General features: G+C 58.3%; 19 protein-coding genes and 1 pseudogene. 14 read left to right on the plus strand and 6 right to left on the minus strand.

The window, feature by feature from the left end; translation table 11 throughout:
* The first annotated feature begins 47 nt into the window (after positions 1-47).
* Positions 48-1,043, plus strand: a complete 996-nt coding sequence (locus tag JFU37_RS18140; protein ID WP_201117007.1) for a fatty acid desaturase family protein — start codon at positions 48-50, stop codon at positions 1,041-1,043.
* Positions 1,044-1,092: 49 nt separating this feature from the next.
* Here the strand turns inward: JFU37_RS18140 and JFU37_RS18145 are convergent, their stop codons facing one another.
* Positions 1,093-2,130, minus strand: a complete 1,038-nt coding sequence (locus JFU37_RS18145) for an AraC family transcriptional regulator (RefSeq protein ID WP_242485771.1) — start codon at positions 2,128-2,130, stop codon at positions 1,093-1,095.
* Positions 2,131-2,227: 97 nt separating this feature from the next.
* Here JFU37_RS18145 and JFU37_RS18150 point away from each other — a divergent pair, with 97 nt between their 5' ends.
* The 7 genes and pseudogenes from JFU37_RS18150 (at position 2,228) to JFU37_RS18180 (ending at position 9,032) form a co-directional block, all read left to right on the plus strand.
* Positions 2,228-3,820 (plus strand): GMC family oxidoreductase, encoded by a 1,593-nt coding sequence (locus JFU37_RS18150; protein ID WP_201117009.1) that lies wholly within the window; start codon positions 2,228-2,230, stop codon positions 3,818-3,820.
* Positions 3,821-3,944: 124 nt separating this feature from the next.
* Positions 3,945-4,511 (plus strand): annotated as a pseudogene (locus JFU37_RS18155) (transposase); the annotation flags it as partial.
* Between the two features lie 418 nt (positions 4,512-4,929).
* A complete protein-coding gene (locus tag JFU37_RS18160) occupies positions 4,930-5,313 on the plus strand; it encodes a tautomerase family protein (protein WP_201117011.1) in 384 nt (127 codons plus the stop codon).
* A 30-nt stretch (positions 5,314-5,343) separates the two neighbouring features.
* On the plus strand, positions 5,344-5,940 hold the full coding sequence (locus JFU37_RS18165; RefSeq protein WP_201117014.1) for a TetR/AcrR family transcriptional regulator: 597 nt from the start codon (positions 5,344-5,346) through the stop codon (positions 5,938-5,940).
* Between the two features lie 102 nt (positions 5,941-6,042).
* Positions 6,043-7,008 carry a 2-hydroxyacid dehydrogenase gene (locus JFU37_RS18170; protein ID WP_201117016.1) on the plus strand — a complete coding sequence of 322 codons (966 nt, stop codon included), beginning with the start codon at positions 6,043-6,045 and terminating at the stop codon, positions 7,006-7,008.
* 144 nt (positions 7,009-7,152) lie between these two features.
* Positions 7,153-8,220, plus strand: coding sequence for a phosphotransferase family protein (locus JFU37_RS18175; protein ID WP_201117017.1), 1,068 nt, complete (start codon positions 7,153-7,155; stop codon positions 8,218-8,220).
* A gap of 44 nt (positions 8,221-8,264) precedes the next feature.
* Positions 8,265-9,032, plus strand: coding sequence for an SDR family oxidoreductase (locus tag JFU37_RS18180; RefSeq protein ID WP_201117018.1), 768 nt, complete (start codon positions 8,265-8,267; stop codon positions 9,030-9,032).
* 554 nt (positions 9,033-9,586) lie between these two features.
* Here JFU37_RS18180 and JFU37_RS18185 read toward each other — a convergent pair.
* The 4 genes from JFU37_RS18185 to JFU37_RS18200 form a co-directional block, all read right to left on the minus strand.
* Positions 9,587-9,835: a DUF1652 domain-containing protein gene (locus JFU37_RS18185; RefSeq protein ID WP_201117149.1), complete on the minus strand. Its 249-nt coding sequence runs from the start codon at positions 9,833-9,835 to the stop codon at positions 9,587-9,589.
* A gap of 133 nt (positions 9,836-9,968) precedes the next feature.
* A complete protein-coding gene (locus JFU37_RS18190; RefSeq protein WP_201117019.1) occupies positions 9,969-11,465 on the minus strand; it encodes a helix-turn-helix transcriptional regulator in 1,497 nt (498 codons plus the stop codon).
* 198 nt (positions 11,466-11,663) lie between these two features.
* Positions 11,664-12,947 (minus strand): Zn-dependent hydrolase, encoded by a 1,284-nt coding sequence (locus JFU37_RS18195; RefSeq protein WP_201117020.1) that lies wholly within the window; start codon positions 12,945-12,947, stop codon positions 11,664-11,666.
* 142 nt (positions 12,948-13,089) lie between these two features.
* Positions 13,090-14,574 carry an NCS1 family nucleobase:cation symporter-1 gene (locus JFU37_RS18200; protein ID WP_201117021.1) on the minus strand — a complete coding sequence of 495 codons (1,485 nt, stop codon included), beginning with the start codon at positions 14,572-14,574 and terminating at the stop codon, positions 13,090-13,092.
* Between the two features lie 552 nt (positions 14,575-15,126).
* Here JFU37_RS18200 and hydA point away from each other — a divergent pair.
* The 3 genes from hydA to preA all read left to right on the plus strand — a co-directional run bounded on the left by hydA (position 15,127) and on the right by preA (position 19,414).
* Positions 15,127-16,566 (plus strand): dihydropyrimidinase, encoded by a 1,440-nt coding sequence (gene hydA, locus JFU37_RS18205; protein WP_201117022.1) that lies wholly within the window; start codon positions 15,127-15,129, stop codon positions 16,564-16,566.
* A 205-nt stretch (positions 16,567-16,771) separates the two neighbouring features.
* Positions 16,772-18,139: an FAD-dependent oxidoreductase gene (locus JFU37_RS18210; protein ID WP_201117024.1), complete on the plus strand. Its 1,368-nt coding sequence runs from the start codon at positions 16,772-16,774 to the stop codon at positions 18,137-18,139.
* Complete coding sequence (preA, locus tag JFU37_RS18215; RefSeq protein ID WP_201117026.1) at positions 18,140-19,414, plus strand: NAD-dependent dihydropyrimidine dehydrogenase subunit PreA; 1,275 nt, start codon at positions 18,140-18,142, stop codon at positions 19,412-19,414.
* 107 nt (positions 19,415-19,521) lie between these two features.
* Here preA and JFU37_RS18220 read toward each other — a convergent pair whose 3' ends face one another.
* A complete protein-coding gene (locus JFU37_RS18220; protein WP_201117033.1) occupies positions 19,522-20,142 on the minus strand; it encodes a TetR/AcrR family transcriptional regulator in 621 nt (206 codons plus the stop codon).
* A gap of 139 nt (positions 20,143-20,281) precedes the next feature.
* On the opposite strand from JFU37_RS18220, the gene copC reads away from it, so the two are divergent.
* From copC to JFU37_RS18235, 3 genes are all read left to right on the plus strand, one after another.
* Positions 20,282-20,647, plus strand: coding sequence for a copper homeostasis periplasmic binding protein CopC (copC, locus tag JFU37_RS18225; protein ID WP_201117038.1), 366 nt, complete (start codon positions 20,282-20,284; stop codon positions 20,645-20,647).
* A gap of 3 nt (positions 20,648-20,650) precedes the next feature.
* Positions 20,651-21,508 carry a copper homeostasis membrane protein CopD gene (copD, locus tag JFU37_RS18230; RefSeq protein WP_201117040.1) on the plus strand — a complete coding sequence of 286 codons (858 nt, stop codon included), beginning with the start codon at positions 20,651-20,653 and terminating at the stop codon, positions 21,506-21,508.
* Positions 21,509-21,738: 230 nt separating this feature from the next.
* Complete coding sequence (locus JFU37_RS18235; protein ID WP_201117042.1) at positions 21,739-23,031, plus strand: OprD family outer membrane porin; 1,293 nt, start codon at positions 21,739-21,741, stop codon at positions 23,029-23,031.
* Positions 23,032-23,145: the final 114 nt, after the last annotated feature.

Below are 23,145 nucleotides of genomic sequence, written 5' to 3' on the forward strand. Positions count from 1 at the left end.
GACTCATCACCCAGGCCGGGCACGGGCCTTAGATGTCGAGGATACACATGAATAACAATAACAAGACCAAGATCAGCGATATTCTCAGTCGCGACGAAATCAAATCGTTCAGCCAACGCTCAGACGCATGGGGCGCCTGGGCCGTGGGTTCAACCTGGGGTGTTCTGGCCCTGACTTTCATTTGTCTGGCCTGGACTCGCGATGTCTTGCCGTGGTGGGGATTCAGCCTCGTCCTGATCCTGGGTGTCATCGTTATTGCCGGACGCCAGTTGTGCTTTGGTATTTTGCAGCACGACGCCGCGCACGGCACTTTGTTCAAGAGCAAATGGTGCAATGACGTACTGGTCGACTGGTTGTGCGCTCGGCCGATCTGGAATGAGTTGCGCAAGTACCGCCCGTATCATCTGACCCATCACGCCAAGACGTCCACTGTCGACGATCCCGATCTCTGTCTGGTGGCGGGACTGCCGACGACTCACCGCTCGATGATGCGCAAGTGCCTGCGTGACCTTTCAGGTGTTACCGGACTCAAGTTTTTGGTGGGACGCTTGCTGATGGATGCCGGCGTATTGCAATGGTCGTTGACCAGCGATATCCGGCGCCTGCCACTGGAAGGTCGTCACTGGTGGGACTATCCACGGACTTTCTTCAAAAACGCCAGCGGAATGCTGCTCATCAACGGTCTTCTCCTTGGCGCGTTATGGCTCAGCGGAAATGCCTGGTTGTACGGCGTGTGGGTGCTCGCCTATATCACACCGTTCCCGCTGTTCATCCGCATTCGCTCAATGGCCGAACATGCCTGTTTGGAATCAAGCCCGGACGTGCTTCGCAATACCCGTACCACACACGCTGGATTATTCGCCCGCGCATGCGTGGCGCCAATTCGTGTCAACTTTCACATTGAGCATCATCTGATGGCGTCTGTGCCGTATTTTCGCCTGCCAAAATTGCATGCGCTTTTGCGCGAGCGTGGCATCGTATCGCCCCCCCCCACTTATTTGCAGGTGCTCAGGCTTGTGAGCATGCGAACTCGCCAGCAATGATGCCCGAGTGGTACCGCAAGGCGGTTAAAGATGGGGCGCCGGTCCGGCTTCATTCGCGCAACTGACGGCGCCTGGCTCCTGGCGACATGGAAAACCAGCGCCGGCAAGCGCGATTGAACACACTCTGTTCGCTATAGCCGAGCAGACCGGCAACCTGCGACATCGGCATGTGCCTTTCCGCGAGATAATGGTCGGCACGGTCGCGGCGGAGGGTTTCAACCATCTCATCGAAGCTTCGCCCTTGCTCGGCCAACCTTCGTTGCAACATTCGCACGTGCATACCGAGCTGCTCGGCAATCAATGGCAAACGGCAACGTTGTATCGGCATCATGCGCAGGATCAGGCGCTCGACTTGATTGACAACATCCGATGTCGCTTGCAAGTCGAACTGATCGAAATACTGCTCCAGTGCGTGATGCAGGTAGGGGGCATGTTGCTCCAATCGTTGGTTCAGTTGTTCGTCATGCAGAACCAGCCCATTGCACGATTGGCCGGTGTACACCGTCGTCTTGAAATAGCGCCGGTAAGTCTTCGCAGGTGAATGATTACTGGAAAATAGTACTGACTGGGCAACAAAGTCGTCGCCATACAGCAGCTTCATGCCGTTATGCGCCACCCCCATCGCCAAATCCACCATTTGCCGTCGCGGGCTGGGTCCGGACAACCGGATATCGATCAGCAAACGTGGCGCTCGGGTCTCACTCAAGTCGAGATCTAGCTGGATGCCTGGACTGTGATAACCGATGAAACGGATGACTTGCGCCAACGCCTCTCCGGCTGTTGCGCACGTTCGAGCGATCACCGCAATCGGGCCGAGTATATGTAAATCCTGATACTCGGCCATGCGCAGACCAAAATCGGGGCATTCCAGCTCGCGCGCAGCAAACTCCAACAACCCTACCAAAGAACGTAATGGCACCCGTGCGTCCTCGTCCATCAGCGTGTCCAGATTGATTCGGAAGCGCTCAAGCATAAGGTCAGCTTGCCCGCCCAGCTGAGTCGTCACCTCACGGAAGCCGGTGAATGATGTAGTTCTTATCAAAGAAGTCATGTCATTAAAGATCAAATAAATGTCATGGAAGGTCAATTATTTTTTGAGAGCTTGAGCCCACAATCCATCCCAGATATCCACTGTTGCTTCCTTGCGAAGCAGCCCTAATTCGCTTGATCGGGATCATTCTGTGATGGAATTCGACTACGTAATCATCGGTGCCGGCTCAGCCGGTTGCGTCCTAGCCAATCGCCTGAGTTCAAATCCCAATGTCACAGTTTGCTTAGTGGAGGCCGGTCCGGAAGACCGCTCGCCATTGATCCATGCACCAGTGGGCGTCGCGGCAATCGTGCCAAGCCGACATGTCAATTGGGCGTTCCAGACAGTCCCACAGCGTGGCCTGAACGGACGTCGCGGCTACCAACCGCGCGGCAAGGTATTAGGTGGCAGCAGTTCGATCAACGGCATGGTTTATATCCGTGGTCATCACAGTGACTACGATGACTGGCAGGTGCTGGGTAATCCGGGATGGTCGTTTTCCGACGTACTGCCGTACTTTCGAAAGAGTGAAATGAACCACCGCGGAGCCTGTGATTTTCATGGAGCGGAAGGCGAGCTTTATGTCGGCAGGAATCCGATACATCCGGTCACCCAAGCCTTTATCGAGGCGGGGCAGATGGCCGGGCACCGCCATAACCCCGACTTCAACGGCAACGACCAGGAAGGCATCGGTCAGTTCGACGTGACGATCCGCGACGGTCGACGCTGGAGCACGGCCACAGCTTTCCTTAAACCGATTCGACATACCCGCAAAAATCTCACCGTGCTGACGTCAGTCGCCGCCGAGCGCATCGTGCTGCAAGGTAAGAAGGCTGTCGGCGTAGAGCTGCGCATCAAGGGCAATCGTCAGACCATCAAAGCTCGCCAGGAGGTACTGCTCAGTGCCGGATGTTTTGGTAGTCCGCACTTGTTGATGCTGTCGGGCATTGGCCCGGAGGCCGAACTCAAGCCTCAGGGCATAACTGTGCACCACGAACTTCCCGGCGTAGGGCAGAACTTGCAAGACCATCCGGATGTCGTGCTCCGCTACAAGAGCCCCGATACGTCATTGATGGGAGTTTCCCTGCGCGGCAGCGCCAAGATGGGCAAGGCAATGATCGACTACGTCCGGCATCGACGCGGCCCCTTCGTCAGCAACTTCGCCGAAGGCGGCGCTTTCCTGAAAACAGACACAAACCTTGCTCGCCCGGATATCCAGCTGCACTCGGTCATCGCGATGATTGACGACCACAACCGCAAGCTGCACTGGGGGCACGGTTTTAGTTGCCACGTTTGCGTGTTGCGCCCCAAGAGCATCGGCAGCGTCGGCCTGCAATCGAATGACCCAAGCGCCCCTCCGCGCATTGATCCCAACATTCTGGGGCATGACGATGATGTGGAGACCCTACTCACCGGATACCGAATGACCCGGGAGATTATCCAGCAAGCTCCAATGGCACGTTACGCTCTGAAGGATATGCACAGCGAAGGGATATACGGTGACGAACAGCTAATCGAGCTTTTGCGCCAGCGCACGGACACCATTTATCACCCGGTCGGCACCTGCAAGATGGGCATCGACGAGCATGCAGTGGTGGACAGCCAATTGCGTGTACATGGGATCGAGGGGCTTCGTGTGGTGGATGCCTCGATCATGCCGACACTGGTTGGCGGAAACACCAACGCCGCTTCAATCATGATCGCCGAACGTGCTGCCGACTGGCTGTCCGCGGGCGGACGATATTGACCGTCAGTTGGTTAGCGGAGCTGCCTATGTCGCACTTCGCGATCGGCAGCTTTGGGTCCAGGCTGTGTGAAAACACCTGGAATTGTCTAATCTTATGATCGTCGAGATCGTAGCAGGGACGATCATAAAGCGATTCATTAAAGGCGAGGCCCGAACGCAAGTGACGCTGCTGCCGGAGTGCCTGGGCGATACGTAACCGAAGAAAATCCAGTCCGAGTAGTCGACGTTTTCGTCGATGAACTCGACCTGGGCGCACTTGGTTTTGAGTGCGTCGATCCTGCTGCAACGGGTCGTCCGGCCTAGCACCCAGCGATCTTGCTGAAGATCTATATCTAGCTATCTCAATCGGATACAGTCCAGCCGCCGGCTTGAGCGTGAGGCCCAGCGTAACGTCGAGTTAATGTGGCTGACGGGGCGTTTGGTTCCAGATTTCAAAACCATCGCCGACTTCCGCCAGGACAACGGCAAGGCTATTCGCAGTGTCTGCCGGCAATTTGTGGTGCTTTGTCGCAACCTCAATCTGTTCTCCCAATCGATCATCGCCATCGACGGCAGCAAATTCAAAGCCGTCAATAATCGCGACCGTAACTTCACTCAGGGCAAGGTGAAGGCACGCATGCTGCAGATCGAACAGAACATTGATCGATATCTGTCTGCGATGGATTCGGCGGATCGGGCAACGCCTGAAATGGTCTTAAGTCGTATGGCTTGGATCCGTTTGCCAATTTCTTTGGAGATGGCTTGGTCGGTCTGTGTTTTCAGCCGCATAACGTCATTAATCCTAGACATTAGGTATCAATAATTTTTTTGGACAAAAAAAATAATATTGCTGGAAAAGGTATTAGGAAAACCCAACGAACTCAACAGGCCCATTCCACTTCATTTTGGAAGGCTATGGTGGGAGCGAGCCTGCTCGTGATAGCGGACTACCAGCCACGGCCATGCTGAAGATGCCACCGCTATCGCGAGCAGGCTCGCTCCCACTGGGATTTACTGTGCCTTCGAGATCTTGCCGTCTCTGCGTTTCGTCACCGAACAGCAACTCCTGCTTGATAAAGGTTAGCCATCATGTATTTTGAATTAACCGATATCCCTCCTGGAGTCATCCCATGCCACTGGTTCGCGTCGACATCAAAAAGCATCAAGATCCCACCCACGCCAAACGGGTTGGGCAGCTGATTTACGCCGCCATGCGCAGCGCCATTGGCGTGCCGGAGCACGATAATTTCCAGATTCTGGCGGAGCACGATGAGCAGCATTTCATCTTTGACGCCGAGTATCTGGGCATCAACCGCACCGACAATCTGGTGGTGATTCAGATCACGATGAACGAAGGCCGGACCCTTGAGCAGAAAAAACTGCTCTACAAAACCATCGCCGAGAGCCTTAACTCGGAACTTGCGGTGCGCCTGGAGGATGTTTTCATTAATCTGGTGGAAGTGAAAAAAGAAAACTGGTCGTTCGGCAATGGCGTTGCCCAATACGCCAGCTGATTTCCGCCTTTACATACCTGTGAGCCCCCAATGCCTCGAGTCTCCCGTAAACAAGCCGAACGCAACCGCGAGACCATCGTCGAAGCCGCCACACGGCTCTTTCGCGAACGCGGCCTGCATGGGATCAGCGTCGTCGATGTGATGGGTGCTGCCGGCCTGACCCATGGGGGCTTCTATGGCCACTTCGAGTCCAAGGAAGCGCTGGCGAAAGAGGCCTGTACCCGGGCGTTCACCCAATCGATGGAACGCTGGAAGCAAAAAATCGACGATAACGACGATGGCCTCTCCGCCCGCGCGAGCATCATCGCGCCCTATCTGTCAGCGGCCAATCGCGATAATCCGGGCGAAAGCTGCCCGGTCACCGCATTTGCCGGCGACATGTGTCATGAAACAGCGGAAAGTGGCTTGCACCAGACCTACACTCAAGGGCTTGAAGCGTTGCTGAAGATGCTGACGCCGCTGATGGGTGACGATCAGCCCGAAGCCAATCGGCAAAAAGCATTGGTGGATTATTCGTTAATGGTCGGTGCCCTGACCTTGGCCCGCGCCACTCGGGGTGACGCGTTGTCCGACGAAATTCTCGATGCAGCGCGGACTTTTCTGACGTCGCACGGCACATCTGCCTAAGCTACAGCGTGCAGGAGCATTGGCCATTGCCAAACGGCGTTGGAGCCAGCAATCTCCAGTGATATTCGAGCCTCGACATTTCGCCGCTAACAGGAGCCCAGCATGCCCGCAACCGTTCTGGTACTGGTTGAAACCATCAATGATTACCTGCCGATTCTCGAACATCAGGGCTTTCACCTGATACTGGCCCCCACCCCTGCCGAGCGCGCCGCGGCCATTACACGGCACGGCGGGCAAATCGATGCGGTCCTGACCCGCGGTCCGCTGGGGCTGTATGCCGATGAAATCGCCGCCTTGGCCAATCTCAAGATCATTTGCGTGATCGGCGCAGGTTATGAACACGTCGACTTGCAAGCCGCCGCCGACCGGGGCATCACCGTCACCAACGGTGCCGGGGTCAATGCCTCTTCGGTCGCCGACCACGCCATGGCGATGCTGCTGTCACTGGTGCGAGACATTCCGCGCTGCGACGCCGCCGTGCGCCGGGGCGAATGGCCAAAAATCATGCGCCCCTCCATCGCCGGCAAACGCTTGGGCATCCTCGGCCTCGGGGCCGTCGGCATGGCGATCGCCAAACGTGCCGCCCACGGTTTCGACATGACGGTGAGCTACCACAACCGCCAGCATCGCAGCGACGTGCCGTATACCTTCTGTTCAACGCCCACCGAGCTGGCACGTGCCTCCGACTTCCTGGTCATCGCTACGCCTGGCGGCCTTGGCACAAAACACCTGATCAACCGACAAGTGCTCGACGCGTTGGGCCCCAAAGGTTTCCTCGTCAACATCGCCCGGGCCAGCGTGATCGTCACTGCGGACCTGATCAATGCGCTGGAGCAGCTGCGGATTGCCGGCGCCGCGCTGGATGTCTTCGATGCCGAACCCTACGTGCCAGACGCCCTCAAGGGCCTGACCAATGTCATCCTGACCCCACATGTCGCCGGTCTGTCACCGGAAGCCACGCGAGGCACGGTGGAGCTGGTGGGCCGCAACCTGGTTGCGTTTTTCTCCAATCAGCCGGTGCTGACGCCAATCGCCCTGCCCCCGGCGATGAGCCAGGCCTCGCTCTGACACTCTTTCAAACAGGTGTATCAAAAGCAATGATTGGCAGGCAACACGCTCACCTATAAGGGCTGCTCGTGGTTGTGGGTGTCGGGTGTGCGCATTAGATTAGCCAATAGTCTCAGGCCTCCAAAATAAGCAGAAGGGATAAGCATGGCGCTTACTGATCAGTCCACCCGTATCCGCACCGGCGAAGAGCTCGATGCCAGCCTGATCGATCCGTACCTCAAGGCCCATATTCCGGGCCTGAGCGGTTTGCCACGGATCAGCCAGTTTCCCGGCGGTGCATCGAACCTCACCTACTTGCTGGAATACCCCGAGCAGGAGTTTGTCCTGCGTCGGCCACCGTTCGGTCACAAAGCCAAGTCCGCCCATGACATGGGCCGCGAATTTCGCATCCTCAACCAACTCAAGGATGGCTTTCCGTACTGCCCCAAAGCCTACGTGCATTGCACGGACGAATCGGTGATCGGTGCCGAGTTCTATGTGATGGAACGGGTCAATGGCATCATCCTGCGCTCCGAACTGCCGCCGGAACTGGGTCTGGACCCGGAAAAAACCGAAGCCTTGTGCAAGAGCTTCATTGACAAGTTCGTTGAGCTGCACCAGGTCGACTACAAGGCCTATGGCCTGGGCGACCTCGGTAAACCGGAAGGGTATGTGGCCCGGCAGATTAAAGGCTGGAGCGATCGTTACGAAAAAGCCCTGACCCCCGACGCACCGCAGTGGGAATCGGTCAAGGCCTGGCTCAACGACAAGATGCCGGCCGACCACCCGACGTCCAGCATCGTTCACAACGACTATCGCTTCGACAACGTGATCCTCGACCCGAATAACCCGATGCAAATCATCGGCGTGCTCGACTGGGAACTGACCACGCTCGGCGACCCGCTGATGGACCTGGGCAACACCCTCGCCTACTGGATCGAAGCCGGCGACCCGGCGCCCGTGCAATTGATGCGCCGCCAGCCGAGCCACGCCCCGGGCATGCTGACCCGTCGCGAGTTTGTCGATTACTACGCCGAACGTTCAGGCATCCAGATCGACAACTTCGACTTCTACTACACCTACGGTCTGTTTCGCCTGGCCGGCATCGTGCAGCAGATCTACTACCGCTTCTTCCATGGTCAGACCCAGGACAAACGCTTCGCGCAGTTCATTCACATGAACAAACTGCTGGAGCAGATGAGCCTGCAAGTCATCCAGAACTCCAGCCTTTGATCGCGCCCCTGGCTAAATAACAAGACTTTTTATAAGAGAATCCCATGTCCAAGACTCAGTTGTTCGACCTCGACGGTAAAATCGCTTTCGTATCCGGCGCCAGCCGCGGCATCGGTGAAGCCATTGCCAAACTGTTGGCCCAACAAGGCGCTCACGTCATCGTCTCGAGCCGCAAACTCGACGGTTGCCAGCACGTGGCCGACGCCATCATCGCTGCCGGCGGCAAAGCCACCGCGGTTGCTTGCCACATCGGTGAAATGGAACAGATCAGCGAGGTCTTTGCCGGCATCCGGGAACAGTTCGGACGCCTCGACATTCTGGTCAACAACGCCGCGACCAACCCGCAATTCTGCAACGTGCTGGACACCGACCTCAGCGCCTTTCAGAAAACCGTCGACGTGAACATCCGCGGCTACTTCTTCATGTCGGTGGAAGCCGGCAAGCTGATGCGCGACAACGGCGGCGGCAGCATCATCAACGTCGCCTCGATCAACGGCATCTCGCCGGGGATCTTCCAGGGCATCTACTCTGTGACCAAGGCGGCGGTGATCAACATGACCAAAGTCTTCGCCAAGGAATGCGCGCAGTTCGGCATCCGCTGCAACGCCCTGCTGCCGGGCCTGACCGACACCAAGTTCGCGTCGGCGCTGGTGAAAAACGAGGCTATTTTGAACACTGCGCTGCAGCAGATTCCGCTCAAGCGCGTGGCGGATCCAAGTGAAATGGCCGGTGCCGTTCTTTATCTCGCCAGCGATGCGTCGAGTTACACGACAGGGGTTTCGCTGAACGTGGATGGTGGTTTCCTGTCCTGATCAGATGCATATCTTGTAGGAGCGAGCTTGCTCGCGATGGTCGTAACGATAACGCGTTCTTCCTGAATAACCGCGTTGCATTCACGTCCTTCGCGAGCAAGCTCGCTCCTACAGACAGACATCATCAGCGCCCAGGCTTACTGAGTAATGCAGCGCGTCAGGGTCGTAGTTCGCGTCACCTGCGCGTCCACTCTCGCATCGCCATTCACATCAGTGTTTTCACTGGTTTGGCAGGTACGCACGGGATCGGGCGGCGGTGCTGCAGGGGGTGGCGGTGGTGGACTGGCACAACCACCGAGGATCGCTACGCAGAGCGCGAGCGCCAGAGGTGATAAAACGCGTATCCCAAGACTGTTCATAGGCTGACCCGCGATAAGTGATGTACACATTTCTGTGACAACAAAACAACACAGGAAAGTCCACCGACCGGGTGCAGAAAAAATACTTAGCCCGACTGACAATTCGTTGCAGGCGCCTACGCGCACTGTAGGAGCTGGCGCAGCCTGCGATCTTTTAGCGGTTTTGAAGCTCGCCAAAAATTGCGGAATTCAGCTTTACGACATTTCACGCCGATGCAAAGTGTTGCTCTCAAGTTCATAACGCAGTTCTTCAATCAGTGCGTTCACTGCGTCCGGCGTCCTTAGCGTTGCCACGTTCAGCCCGCTGACCACCAGGTCCACCTGCCCTGAGACCGGGTGATACAGCTTCACCGTCAATGAATGATCACCCGTGACCGTGCAATCACAGGCCAACGGCGAAAAACTCCGCTCCAGATGCATACGCAATTGCGCCAGATGAATCATTTTGCTCATTCCTGTAGCTGTTTCGAAGGATGCGATCCCGGCCTGAATACCGGCATCGCACCTTCACAGGCTAAGCACAGACGCACTGCGCCAACACACGAATTTGCACCTCCCTAATTAGTGCATTTGCACCTTATCGCTGTGCCTTGGGCCGCCACTCGCTGGAGAACAAACCACGTTCACGCGCCCAGACAATCGCCTCGCTGCGACTGTGAACGTCGAGTTTGGAATACACCGTCGACACATGATTGCGCACTGTATTGGGCGCCAGTTTCAACCGTGCAGCTATCTCCTTGTCGGCCAGGCCTTCACAGATAAGCCCCAGCACATCGCGCTCCCGGGCCGTCAGGTCGGTGAACGTGACGCTGGGCAACTTGGGCGAATTCACGCTCTTCACGTTGGCGAGTTTTTCGATCAGCGTATGGCTGAACCACGATGCGTCTTTCATCACCTCTTCGATCGCCGCCACCAACTCCAGCTCTGTGCGTTTACGATCGGTGATATCCATCAGCACCAGCAGGTAACAAGGGCTGTCCTGAATGTTCACGGTGTCGGCCGACACCGCGCAATCGATCAGTTCGGTGTCTTTTTTATGCACCCGAACATCGACACGATCCAGATTTCCGGTTTTCTCCAGTGCCGCGAATAGCCGTGTCCGTGCGCCCTTGTCGTGAATGAAATCGATCTCGGCGATGGTCTTGCCGAGCACTTCTTCACTCGGGAACCCGAGGGTGTCGAGGAACGCTTCATTGACGTCCATCACCCCCTGATTAGCAGCACTGCACACCAGGATTGGCACCGGCGTCAGGCGAAAGGCTTTGGCGAACCGCTCCTCACTCTGACGCAGGGCGACCTCGGCCTTGCGTCGAGGCTCCATGTCGACGAAGGAAAACAGCATGCACGCTTCGTCATTGAGCTCCAGGGGCTGGCCGGCGACGATCACCTGCTTGCTCCCGCCCTCGGGTAATTGCAGCTCGGCCTGCATTTGCGGGATGGTTGCCCCCTCGCGCAAACGCTGCTTGGCCAGGTCTTTATTTTCGGCGCCTTCGAGTACGTCCAACTCATACGTCGAACAACCGATCACCTGATCACGCGCATAGCCGGTCATTTCCAGAAACCCGGAATTGACCTTGATGTAGCGCAAATCACTGAGTCGGCAGATCACCGCGGGGGCCGGGTTGGCGTTGAAGGTCTTTTCAAAGCGCTGCTCGGCGCTGGCCCACTCGGTGACATCGTCCATGATCAGCACCCGCGACTCCGGGTCGCCCGCACTGTTGGTCAATACCATGCCGCGCACGCTGTGAACCCAGGTCCGTTCCGGGTCCCGCTCCGACCGAACTTCCACCACCACATCGCTAAACGTCTCACCACGTGCGACACGGTTAATCGGGTAGTTATCTACCGGGACCGGATGATTGTTGCGATAGCGTAAGGCGAAGCGTTTGGCGTACGCCTTGGCATTCGCGCCCAACTCGCTGATCTGCCCGACACCGTGCATGGCCAGCGCGGCGTCATTGGCCCAAAGGATCGTCTGGTCGAGCTCCAGCAATATCACGCCATCGGACAAGCCGGCGATGATCTGCTGCAACTGCCGGCGATTGGTTTCGGTGGTCAGGACGTCCTGGCTCATTGGATCTCCACACGTGCGCCGGCGCACTCACGCGCCGGCCTGTGAAGATGTCGACCGCAGGGGGTCGGGATAGTGCTAAGCCGTTCTGTAGGAGCTGCCGCAGGCTGCGATCTTTTGATCTGTGGCGTCATTTCGAACGCTAAAGATCAAAAGATCGCAGCCTGCGGCAGCTCCTACAGGGCTCTCGGTATTTGAGCTTCAGGCCGCCCGTTGACCGCCAGCAATCGCTGCCGACGCCGCCAGCATCGCCCGCAACAACACCGCACACCCGGCCGCCAAATCATCCGGCGCGGCGTTTTCGATTTCGTTGTGGCTGATGCCACCTTCACACGGCACGAAGATCATCCCGGCCGGGCCGAGTTCGGCGAGGAAGATCGCGTCGTGCCCTGCCCCGCTGACGATGTCCATGTGCGACAAGCCCAGACCTTGGGCGGCGCCGCGTACCGCTTCGACGCACACCTTGTCGAAATACAGCGGCGGGAAATCGGCAGTAGGCGTGAGTTCGAAGGTCAGTCCGTGTTCTTCGCAGGTGGTTTCGATGACCTCACGGACTTCGGCGATCATCGAGTCCAGACGCGCCGGTTCCAGATGACGGAAATCGAGGGTCATGCGCACTTCGCCGGGGATGACATTGCGTGAGCCGGGGTAGGCTTGCAGGCAACCCACGGTGCCGCAAGCGTGTGGTTGATGGCCGAGGGCGGCGCGGTTGACGGCGCCGACGATCACCGCGGCGCCGACCAGTGCGTCCTTGCGCAAATGCATCGGGGTCGGGCCGGCGTGGGCTTCGACACCGCGCAGTTTCAGGTCGAACCATTTCTGACCGAGGGCGCCCATTACCACGCCGATGGTTTTGTGTTCGTCTTCAAGGATCGGGCCTTGCTCGATGTGGGCCTCGAAATACGCGCCGACGGCGTGACCGCTGACCTTACGTGGACCTGCATAGCCGATGGCGTTCAGCGCTTCGCCGACGGTGACGCCATCGGCATCGACCTTGGCCAGGGTTTCTTCGAGGGTGAATTTTTCTGCGAACACGCCAGAGCCCATCATGCACGGGGCGAAGCGCGAGCCTTCTTCGTTGGTCCAGACCACCACTTCCAGCGGCGCTTCGGTTTCCACGCCGAGGTCATTGAGGGTGCGCAGTACTTCGACGCCAGCCAGCACGCCAAAACAGCCGTCGAACTTGCCGCCGGTGGGCTGGGTGTCGATGTGACTGCCGGTCATCACCGGAGGGAGGTTTGGGTTGCGGCCGGCGCGGCGGGCGAAAATGTTGCCGACGGCGTCGATGCTGACGGTGCAACCTGCCTCCTCGCACCACTTGACGAAGATGTCGCGGGCCTGGCGGTCGAGGTCGGTCAGGGCCAGGCGACAGACACCCCCCTTGACCGTGGCGCCGAGCTTGGCCAGTTCCATGAGCGACTGCCACAGACGGTCGCGATTGATGTGCTGATGGGTGGACTGCAGAACGTCTACAGCAGCGTTCATGATGATCTCCTCAGGCAGTTTTTATAGGTTTCTTCAGGTAATTCTTTGGTGCATTTGAGGCCGCCTTCGCGAGCAGGCTCGCTCCCACAGGGGGAATGCATTCCAAATGTGGGAGCGAGCCTGCTCGCGATGAGGCCATCCATCACACCGGCGATTTCGCGACTGATGGACTAGGCCGCATCGAGCACAACCCGTAATAAATCAGCCCGCCCAACGCCGAGCCGGTGAACCAGCCATAGCTGTAAAACCAGCTGAATGCATTGCTTCCCAGTGACAACAGCGTCAACACCACCGGCACGCCGAAGGCGATGAACCCGAACCAGTTCCACGCCGGATAGACGTCATCGCGATACAACCCGGCCAGGTCCAGTTGCTGTTTCTTGATCAGGAAATAGTCCACCACCATGATCCCGGCGATGGGTCCGAGCAGGCTGGAGTACCCCAGCAACCAGTTGGAATAAACCGTTTCCAGGCTCACGTCCGAGACAATCAGCCCGAGCTTTTTCAGCAGTTCATGGCCCATCAGCAACAGGCCCACCAACCCCGTCAGCAACACCGCTTTGGTGCGGTTGATCACCTTGGGCGCGATGTTCTGGAAATCGTTGGTGGGCGAAACAATGTTCGCCGCGGTGTTGGTGGACAGCGTGGCGATGATGATCAGCGCCATGGCCAATGCCACCCATACCGGGCTCTGGATATGACCGATCAGGCTAACCGGATCAGAGACGGTGACACCCACCAGTTTCACCGATGCGGCGGTCATGACGACGCCCAGGGAAGCGAACAGGAACATGGTCAGCGGCAAGCCGAAAACCTGCCCGAGGATCTGGTCTTTCTGGCTTTTGGCGTAGCGGCTGAAGTCGGGGATATTCAGGGACAAGGTGGCCCAGAACCCGACCATGGCAGTCAAACCGGCGGCAAAGTAGCTGACGACGCTGGCCCCTTCCGGTCGCTTGGCCGGAATCGCCAACAGTTCGGTCATCGATACGTTCGGCATGGCCCATACCAACAGCCCCACACCCACCAGCACCAGCAGCGGCGCCGAGAGCGTTTCCAGCCATTTGATCGACTCGGCGCCACGTAGCACCACCCACAAATTCAGCACCCAGAAGATCATGAACCCGATCACCTCACCGGTGCCACCGAGGGATTTCCAGCCTTCGAAAATCGACCCCAAAAACAAGTGAATGGCCAGGCCACCGAACATCGTCTGAATGCCGAACCAGCCGCACGCGACCAGCGCCCGAATCAAACAGGGCACGTTGGAACCGAGAATGCCGAACGACGAGCGCAACAACACCGGGAACGGAATGCCGTACTTGGTGCCGGCAAAAGCGTTCAGCGTCAGCGGGATCAACACGATGAGGTTGGCGAACAGTATTGCCAACAACGCTTCGCCCACACTCAGACCGAAATACGCCGTGAGCACCCCACCGAGGGTGTAGGTCGGCACGCAGATCGACATGCCGATCCACAGCGCGGTGATGTGCCATTTGTTCCAGGTTCGTTCGTGCACCTTGGTCGGTGCCATGTCGTGGTTGTAACGGGGACTGTCGAGGACGTCGCTGCCGGCTTCCAGCTCAAACAAGCCGTTGCGCTCGGTCACTTGCGATCTGATCTGTTGCATGGCCGCTCCACTGTTCTTTGAATTATTTTTTGCTCATCAGGGGCTAACTGGCATCAATAATCGTGCCGCGCACCCCGTTTGCGCATCGGGCAGTTCCATAAAACTTTGCAACCAACTGATGTTTATCAGTTTTATTGACATACCCAGTGAGTCCACGGTGACTTGCCTGTTCACTCAGGCTGAATGCCAGGCACGTCGTCCGAAAAGTCAGGACTCAATCGGGTGCATCAAATTTTTTTTGAATGTAGCGCATCAACCATAGACCTTTCTCAAGCGGCTGATTTCACATAGGAAATCTCGTCTATTTTTGGAACCTGTCAAGTGCGTCAAAATGGTGAGTGCTTGAACCATTTTGGTTATTTTCATCTTTAATCGTTATTAATCAGCAACTTATTTACGTTATAAGCTTATAAAAAATATTCTTGCTCATTCCTGAATCTCAGACTAGCGTCTATTCCTGACAGCGTTGACAGGAATACACCTGTTTGCGCCGGCTTCATATAAAACATTTAGAACCGGCACAAGTCGGTCATTGCCTGCGAGGAACTCGGAATGTCTCTGTTGATCCGTGGCGCCACCGTTATTACCCATGATGAAAGTTACCGTGCCGATGTCTATTGCGCTGACGGCGTGATCAAAGCCATCGGTGACAACTTGGATGTTGCGGCGGGCACCGAAGTGCTCGACGGCAGCGGCCAATACCTGATGCCCGGCGGCATCGACCCCCACACGCATATGCAACTGCCCTTCATGGGCACGGTGGCGAGCGAAGACTTTTTCAGTGGCACAGCGGCGGGACTGGCCGGTGGCACCACGTCGATCATCGACTTCGTGATTCCCAATCCGCAGCAATCGCTGATGGAGGCTTTTCACCAGTGGCGCGGCTGGGCCGAGAAGTCGGCCGCAGATTATGGTTTCCACGTCGCCATCACGTGGTGGAGTGAGCAGGTCCGCGAGGAAATGGCTGAGCTGGTCAGCCATCACGGGGTCAACAGCTTCAAGCATTTCATGGCCTACAAGAACGCGATCATGGCGGCCGACGACACCCTGGTGGCGAGTTTCGAGCGTTGCCTGGAGCTTGGCGCGGTACCGACCGTGCACGCAGAAAACGGCGAACTGGTTTATCACCTGCAGCGCAAGTTGATGGCCCAGGGCATGACGGGCCCTGAAGCGCATCCATTGTCGCGGCCATCGCAGGTGGAAGGCGAGGCTGCGAGCCGGGCGATCCGCATTGCCGAGACGTTGGGCACCCCGTTGTACCTGGTGCACGTCTCGACCAAGGAAGCCCTCGACGAAATCACCTACGCCCGCAGCAAGGGCCAACAAGTCTACGGCGAAGTACTGGCCGGGCATCTGCTGCTCGACGACAGTGTCTACCAACACCCGGACTGGCAGACCGCTGCCGGTTACGTGATGAGCCCGCCCTTCCGTCCTCGTGGCCATCAAGAAGCACTTTGGCACGGCCTGCAATCGGGCAACCTGCACACCACCGCCACTGACCATTGCTGCTTCTGCGCCGAGCAAAAAGCGGCGGGCCGTGACGACTTCAGCAAAATCCCCAACGGCACCGCCGGTATCGAAGACCGCATGGCCGTGCTCTGGGACGAAGGGGTGAACACCGGTCGCTTGTCGATGCAGCACTTCGTCGCGCTCACCTCCACCAACACCGCGAAGATCTTCAACCTCTACCCACGCAAGGGGGCGATTCGTGTCGGGGCCGATGCGGACCTGGTGCTGTGGGACCCGCTAGGAACGCGGACCATTTCGGCGCAAACCCACCACCAGCAGGTTGACTTCAACATCTTCGAAGGCAAGACCGTGCGCGGCGTGCCGAGCCATACCATCAGCCAGGGCCGAGTGGTGTGGGCCGATGGCGATCTGCGCGCCGAGCGTGGTGCCGGGCGGTATGTCGAGCGGCCGGCGTATCCGGCGGTGTTTGATTTGTTGAGTAAGCGGGCTGAGTTGAACAGGCCTACTGCGGTGAAACGCTGAGATCGAGGCCTGCGGCCTTCGCGAGCAGGCTCGCTCCCACATTTGAAATACCATCCCTGTAGGAGCTGCCGCAGGCTGCGATCTTTTGATCTTGATTGTAAAAAACAAAGTCAAAAGATCGCAGCCTGCGGCAGCTCCTACAGGGGGGCGTGAACGAACCAATGCCCATCAGAGGCAGCACCTCAATAACCGTGAGGCCAACACCGTGATCAAGACCCTGAACCATCTCCCGCATCCCCATGAGAGTGCCGCCACCCTCGCCGGCCATTTCACCGATCTGGCGCCGCCCCTCAACGAGCGGCAAGCGCACCTGGAAGCTTCGCGCTGCCTGTACTGCTACGACGCGCCGTGTGTGAATGCCTGTCCGAGCGAGATCGACATCCCGTCGTTCATCCGCAATATCCATCAGGACAACGTTCAGGGCGCCGCGCAGAAAATCCTTTCGGCGAACATCCTCGGCGGCAGTTGTGCCCGGGTCTGCCCGACGGAAATCCTCTGCCAGCAAGCCTGTGTGCGCAACAACGACCATGAGTGCGCCCCGGTGCTGATTGGCCTGTTGCAACGTTACGCGGTGGACAACGCGCATTTCAGCGAACACCCGTTCCAACGCGCCGCCGCAACCGGCAAGCGCATCGCCGTGGTCGGCGCAGGACCGGCGGGGTTGTCTTGCGCCCATCGCAGCGCCATGCACGGTCACGACGTGGTGATGTTCGAGGCGCGGGAAAAGGCCGGCGGCCTCAATGAATACGGGATTGCCAAGTACACACTGGTGGATGATTACGCGCAGAAGGAGCTGGAGTTTCTGCTGGAGATCGGTGGCATCGAAATCCGCCACGGCCAGAAACTCGGCGAGAACTTGACCCTCAGCGAACTGCATCAGCAATTTGATGCGGTGTTCCTCGGTATCGGCCTCAACGCCAGCAAACAACTGGGCCTGGCCCATGAAGACGCACCCGGCCTGCTCGCCGCCACCGACTACATCCGCGAACTGCGCCAGTCCGATGACCTTACGCAACTGCCGTTAGCCGACCATTGCATCGTCCTCGGCGCCGGCAACACGGCCATCGACATGGCCGTGCAGATGGCTCGCCTCGGTGCGCATGACGTCAATCTGGTGTACCGCCGCGGCGTCGAGGACATGGGCGCCACCGGGCACGAACAGGACATCGCCAAAGCCAATCAGGTGCGCTTGCTGACGTGGGCACAACCCGAAGAAGTGTTGCTCGACGATCAGGGCAACGTGCGCGGCATGCGCTTTGCCCGCACAACAATGGTCGAAGGTCGCTTGCAAACCACCGGGGAGACCTTCGAACTGGTCGCCGACGCCATCTTCAAAGCCATCGGCCAGGCCTTTGATAGCAGTGCCCTTGCCGATCCACTGGCCCGTGAGCTCAAGCGTCAGGGTGATCGAATCCTGGTAGACGAACACCTGCGCACCAGCATCCCCGGCGTGTATGCCGGCGGTGATTGCACCAGCCTCGATCAGGACCTCACCGTGCAAGCCGTGCAGCACGGCAAGCGGGCCGCCGAAGCCATCAACGTTCAACTCATGCTCAACGTGGAGGCTGCGTAAATGGCCGATCTCTCGATTGTCTTCGCCGGTATCAAAGCCCCCAACCCGTTCTGGCTGGCCTCTGCGCCGCCCACCGACAAAGCCTACAACGTGGTCCGCGCCTTCGAGGCAGGCTGGGGCGGCGTGGTCTGGAAAACCCTGGGTGAAGACCCGGCGGCGGTTAACGTCTCGTCGCGCTACTCAGCGCACTTCGGCGCCAACCGTGAGGTGATGGGCTTCAACAACATCGAGCTGATCACCGACCGCTCGCTGGAGATCAACCTGCGGGAAATCACCCAGGTCAAGAAGGACTGGCCAGACCGGGCACTGATCGTGTCACTGATGGTGCCCTGCGTTGAAGAATCGTGGAAACACATCCTGCCGCTGGTGGAAGCCACCGGCGCCGACGGTATCGAGTTGAACTTCGGCTGCCCTCATGGCATGCCGGAACGCGGCATGGGCGCAGCGGTCGGCCAGGTGCCGGAGTACGTCGAGCAAGTCACGCGCTGGTGCAAGACGTATTGCTCGTTGCCGGTGATCGTCAAGCTCACACCGAACATTACCGACATCCGCGTCGCTGCCCGCGCGGCCCATCGTGGCGGGGCTGACGCGGTGTCGCTGATCAACACCATCAACTCGATCACCAGCGTCAACCTGGAACGCATGGTTGCCAATCCCGCCGTCGGCAGCCAGAGCACCCATGGCGGTTATTGCGGCTCGGCAGTGAAGCCGATTGCGCTGAACATGGTCGCCGAAATCGCCCGCGACCCGCAGACCCAAGGGTTGCCGATCTCCGGCATTGGCGGCATCGGCAGCTGGCGCGACGCAGCGGAGTTTATTGCGCTGGGCAGCGGCTCGGTGCAAGTGTGCACGGCAGCCATGCTGCACGGATTCCGGATCGTAGAGGAGATGAAGGACGGTTTGTCACGCTGGATGGACAGTCAAGGCTACGCCAGCGTGTCGGATTTTGCCGGGCGCGCGGTGGGGAATACCACTGACTGGAAGTACCTGGACATCAACTACCAGGTGATTGCGAAGATTGATCAGCAAGCGTGCATCGGTTGCGGGCGCTGCCATATCGCCTGCGAAGACACCGCGCACCAGGCGATTGCCAGCCTGAAGCAGGCGGACGGGACGCATAAATATGAAGTGATTGACGATGAGTGCGTGGGGTGCAATTTGTGCCAGATCACCTGCCCGGTGCAGGATTGTATCGAGATGGTGCCGATCGAGAACGGCAAGCCGTTTCTGGACTGGAACCATGATCCGAGGAATCCGTATCACGTTGCTGTTTGATTGTTGAAGATCAAGAGATCGCAGCCTCGTTTCACTCGACAGCTCCTACAGGAGAACGCATTTTTCTGTAGGAGCTGTCGAGTGAAACGAGGCTGCGATCTCTTGATTCAAGGCTCCAACCCAATCCCCCGCAAAATCACACTCGTCACCGTCTGCACCGCCCGCTCAAACTGCATGTCTGACAACGGCTGATGATCATTCAGAATATTCACCTGATGATCAAAGTCGGCGTAATGCTGGGTTGACGCCCAGATCATGTACAGCAGGCTCGAAGGTTCCACCGGCAGGATGCGTTTGTCGTCCACCCACTGGCGAATTTTCGCTTCTTTCATCTTGGCCCAGTCGTACAGGCTCGCGTCGAGTTTCTCGCCGAGGGTCGGCGCACCGTGAATGATCTCGTTGGCCCAGACTTTCGAGCCATAAGGCCGGCTGCGGGAATGGTTCATCTTGGCGCGGATGTAGCTGCTGAGCACCACGCGCGGGTCGTCGAACATCTCGAAGCACAGAGCATCCTGCTTCCACACCTCCAGCAGGTCGAACAGCACCGCGCTGTACAACTCACTCTTGGTGCTGAAGTAGTAATGCAGATTGGAGCGCGGCAGTTGCACTTCGGCGGCGATGTCCGCCATGGCGGTGCTGCCGAAGCCTTTTTCGGCGAAAACCTTCTCGGCCCCCAGCAGAATTTTCTCGACGTTACTGCGACGAATCTCGATCTTGTGATTGCCCATGAGGGCTCCCTGACAACAGCATGGGTCAAGACTAACATCCGCTCTACATCGCGGCGACAGGGGAAAACGAAACTTCGTACACCCCGCCTCGCACAGGTAAACTGACCCCCCTTCGACTCCGCCTCAGAGGTATTCCACGATGCAGTTCAAAAGAACCCTGACCGCTGCCGCCCTGCTGGGCTCGCTTCTCGCCGCATCGTCGGTGTTTGCCCATGCCCATCTGAAAAAGCAGACGCCGGCCGCCGACAGCACCGTGAGCTCGCCGTCGGAGCTGCGCCTGGTGTTTTCCGAAGGCGTTGAATCAACCTTCAGCAAAGTCACGATCAGCAAGGACGGTGCCGATGTACCGGTGAAAAGCCTGACCACCGAAGGCAGCGACAAGAAAACCCTGATCGTCACCCCAGCCGCCCCTTTGGCAGCAGGTGCCTACAAAGTCGAATGGCACGCCGTATCGGTCGACACCCACAAAAGCGAAGGCGCCTACAGCTTCAAGGTTGGCCAATAATTCATGACAAGTGCGATGGTGCTGTGCCGCTTCCTGCATTTCACCGTGGTGCTGATGCTGTTCGGGGCCTGCCTGTTCAGGCCTCTGCTGCTGGGCCGTGAGGCGGTGCTTGATCAACCGCTGGCCCGTGTCACCCGATGGCTCGCCTCGGTGGCGTTGGTCAGCGGCGTCTGTTGGTTGCTGCTGATCACCGCCAGCATGGCGGGAACCTGGAGCGCAGCATTCGAGCCGTCGACTCTGGGTCTGGTGCTGGATAAAACGTTTTTCGGTCAGGTTTGGCGCTGGCACCTGCTGATCAATGCGTTATTGGTGGTGCTGGTGCTGACGCCATTGCGTTCGAACTTCCCGCTACGCATCGGCCTCACCAGCCTTTTGTTGGCGACCCTTGCCCCTGTCGGCCACGGGGCGATGCTTGATGGTCTCAGCGGCCAATTGCTGATCCTCAATCAAATCATTCACTTGATCTGCGTCGGCGCCTGGCTTGGCGGGCTGATGCTGTTGGTGATGATCCTGCGTCAACCTGCCGGCCATGCCGTCGGCGACATCCTGCGGCGATTCAGCGGTGTCGGGTTCGCCTTGGTCGCCGGGTTGGTCGTGACCGGCCTGATCAATGTGCGGGTGCTCACCGGGGCTTTTTGGCCGACGCCATTGCTGGCCGGGTTCGCGTTGATTCTGCTGATCAAGGTGTCACTGGTCGGCGTGATGCTGGGCTTGGCGCTGTTCAATCGACTGCGGATCAAAGACTGCGAACAACGCCTGACGAACTTGCGCGCCAGCGTGGTGCTGGAGTGGTTTCTGGGGATGGGCGCTGTGGCAGCGGTTTCGTTGCTGGGGACCATGCCACCCATGATTGCAGGCTGAACGTAAAACCCGTGTAGGAGCGAGCTTGCTCGCGATGGACGTTAACGATAACGCGTGCTTTCTGAATAAACGCGTGGCTCTTGAGTCCATCGCGAGCAAGCTCGCTCCTACAGGAGTCATCGTACAACTTCTGATTGACAACCCCTGAAAGCCTCGCAAATAATCGCCCCCTAAGTTGTACGACGACGTATGACAAATATAAAAACAAAAAGTAACAAGGGAGCGTCACCGTGAGCAAGCTCGTCCGCCATTCCGTTTGCACCCCTCGCCCGACCTTCGCACGTCGCCATACCCTGAGCCTGATCGGTTGCAGCGGCCTGGTGCTCGCCCTGCCGATGACCAGTCATGCCGAAGGGTTCACCGATGATGCGAAAGCGACGTTGAACCTGCGTAATGCCTACTTCAACCGCAACTTCACCAACCCGGCGTACCCACAGGGCAAGGCCGAAGAGTGGACTCAAAACTTCATTCTCGATGCCAAGTCCGGCTTCACCCAGGGCTTCGTCGGTTTCGGCGTCGATGTGCTGGGGCTGTTCTCGCAGAAACTCGACGGCGGTAAAGGCACGGGTGGTACACAGTTGTTGCCGATCGACAGCGACGGCCGTCCCGCCGATAACTTCGGCCGGCTCGGTGTGGCGCTGAAAGGCAAAATCTCGAAAACCGAAGTCAAGGTCGGCGAATGGATGCCGGTGCTGCCGATCCTGCGCTCGGATGACGGTCGCTCCCTGCCGCAAACCTTCCGTGGCGGTCAGGTGACGTCCACCGAGATCAGCGGCCTGACGCTCTACGGCGGCCAGTTCCAGCAGAACAGCCCACGCAATGATGCAAGCATGGAAGACATGTCCATGAACGGCAAAGCGACGTTCACCTCGGACCGTTTCAACTTCGGCGGTGGCGAGTACACCTTCAATGACAAGCACACCCAGGTCGGCGTCTGGTACTCGGAGCTCAGCGACATTTACCAGCAGCAGTATTACAACCTCAACCACAGCCAACCGCTCGGCGACTGGACGTTAGGGGCCAACCTCGGCTTCTTCAATGGCAAGGAAAACGGCAGCGCGCTGGCCGGCGACCTCGACAACAAAACCACCTTCGCCATGCTCTCGGCCAAATACGGCGGCAGCACCTTCTATGTCGGCCTGCAAAAACTCACCGGCGACAGTGTCTGGATGCGCGTCAACGGCACCAGCGGCGGCACCCTGGCCAACGACAGCTACAACAGCAGTTATGACAATGCCCGGGAGAAATCCTGGCAGCTGCGCCACGACTACAACTTCGTCGCGCTCGGCATTCCCGGTCTGACGATGATGAACCGCTACATCAGCGGCGATAACGTGCACACCGGGGCGATCACCGATGGCAAGGAATGGGGCCGCGAATCGGAACTGGCTTACACCGTGCAGAGCGGCGCGCTGAAAAACCTCAACGTCAAATGGCGCAACTCGAGTATCCGCAAAGACTTCAGCAGCAACGAGTTCGACGAAAACCGCGTCTTCATCAGCTACCCGATTTCGTTGCTGTAAGACGGGCTGACACGGCCCCCCTGTAGGAGCGAGCTTGCTCGCGATGGACTTAAGAGCCGCGCATTTATTCAGAAAACACGCGTTATCGTTAACGTCCATCGCGAGCAAGCTCGC

It is taken from the genome of Pseudomonas sp. TH41, from assembly GCF_016650695.1.
Taxonomy (GTDB): Bacteria; Pseudomonadota; Gammaproteobacteria; order Pseudomonadales; family Pseudomonadaceae; genus Aquipseudomonas.

Bases quoted from the DNA above. Each gene is read 5' to 3' on its own strand.
- JFU37_RS18165 (WP_201117014.1), top strand. From the start codon at position 5,344: ATGCCTCGAGTCTCCCGTAAACAAGCCGAACGCAACCGCGAGACCATC.
- JFU37_RS18170 (WP_201117016.1), top strand. From the start codon at position 6,043: ATGCCCGCAACCGTTCTGGTACTGGTTGAAACCATCAATGATTACCTG.
- preA (WP_201117026.1), top strand. From the start codon at position 18,140: ATGGCCGATCTCTCGATTGTCTTCGCCGGTATCAAAGCCCCCAACCCG.
- JFU37_RS18175 (WP_201117017.1), top strand. From the start codon at position 7,153: ATGGCGCTTACTGATCAGTCCACCCGTATCCGCACCGGCGAAGAGCTC.
- JFU37_RS18150 (WP_201117009.1), top strand. From the start codon at position 2,228: ATGGAATTCGACTACGTAATCATCGGTGCCGGCTCAGCCGGTTGCGTC.
- JFU37_RS18140 (WP_201117007.1), top strand. From the start codon at position 48: ATGAATAACAATAACAAGACCAAGATCAGCGATATTCTCAGTCGCGAC.
- JFU37_RS18185 (WP_201117149.1), bottom strand. From the start codon at position 9,835: ATGATTCATCTGGCGCAATTGCGTATGCATCTGGAGCGGAGTTTTTCG.
- JFU37_RS18160 (WP_201117011.1), top strand. From the start codon at position 4,930: ATGCCACTGGTTCGCGTCGACATCAAAAAGCATCAAGATCCCACCCAC.
- JFU37_RS18200 (WP_201117021.1), bottom strand. From the start codon at position 14,574: ATGCAACAGATCAGATCGCAAGTGACCGAGCGCAACGGCTTGTTTGAG.
- JFU37_RS18190 (WP_201117019.1), bottom strand. From the start codon at position 11,465: ATGAGCCAGGACGTCCTGACCACCGAAACCAATCGCCGGCAGTTGCAG.
- hydA (WP_201117022.1), top strand. From the start codon at position 15,127: ATGTCTCTGTTGATCCGTGGCGCCACCGTTATTACCCATGATGAAAGT.
- copC (WP_201117038.1), top strand. From the start codon at position 20,282: ATGCAGTTCAAAAGAACCCTGACCGCTGCCGCCCTGCTGGGCTCGCTT.
- JFU37_RS18180 (WP_201117018.1), top strand. From the start codon at position 8,265: ATGTCCAAGACTCAGTTGTTCGACCTCGACGGTAAAATCGCTTTCGTA.
- copD (WP_201117040.1), top strand. From the start codon at position 20,651: ATGACAAGTGCGATGGTGCTGTGCCGCTTCCTGCATTTCACCGTGGTG.
- JFU37_RS18195 (WP_201117020.1), bottom strand. From the start codon at position 12,947: ATGAACGCTGCTGTAGACGTTCTGCAGTCCACCCATCAGCACATCAAT.
- JFU37_RS18220 (WP_201117033.1), bottom strand. From the start codon at position 20,142: ATGGGCAATCACAAGATCGAGATTCGTCGCAGTAACGTCGAGAAAATT.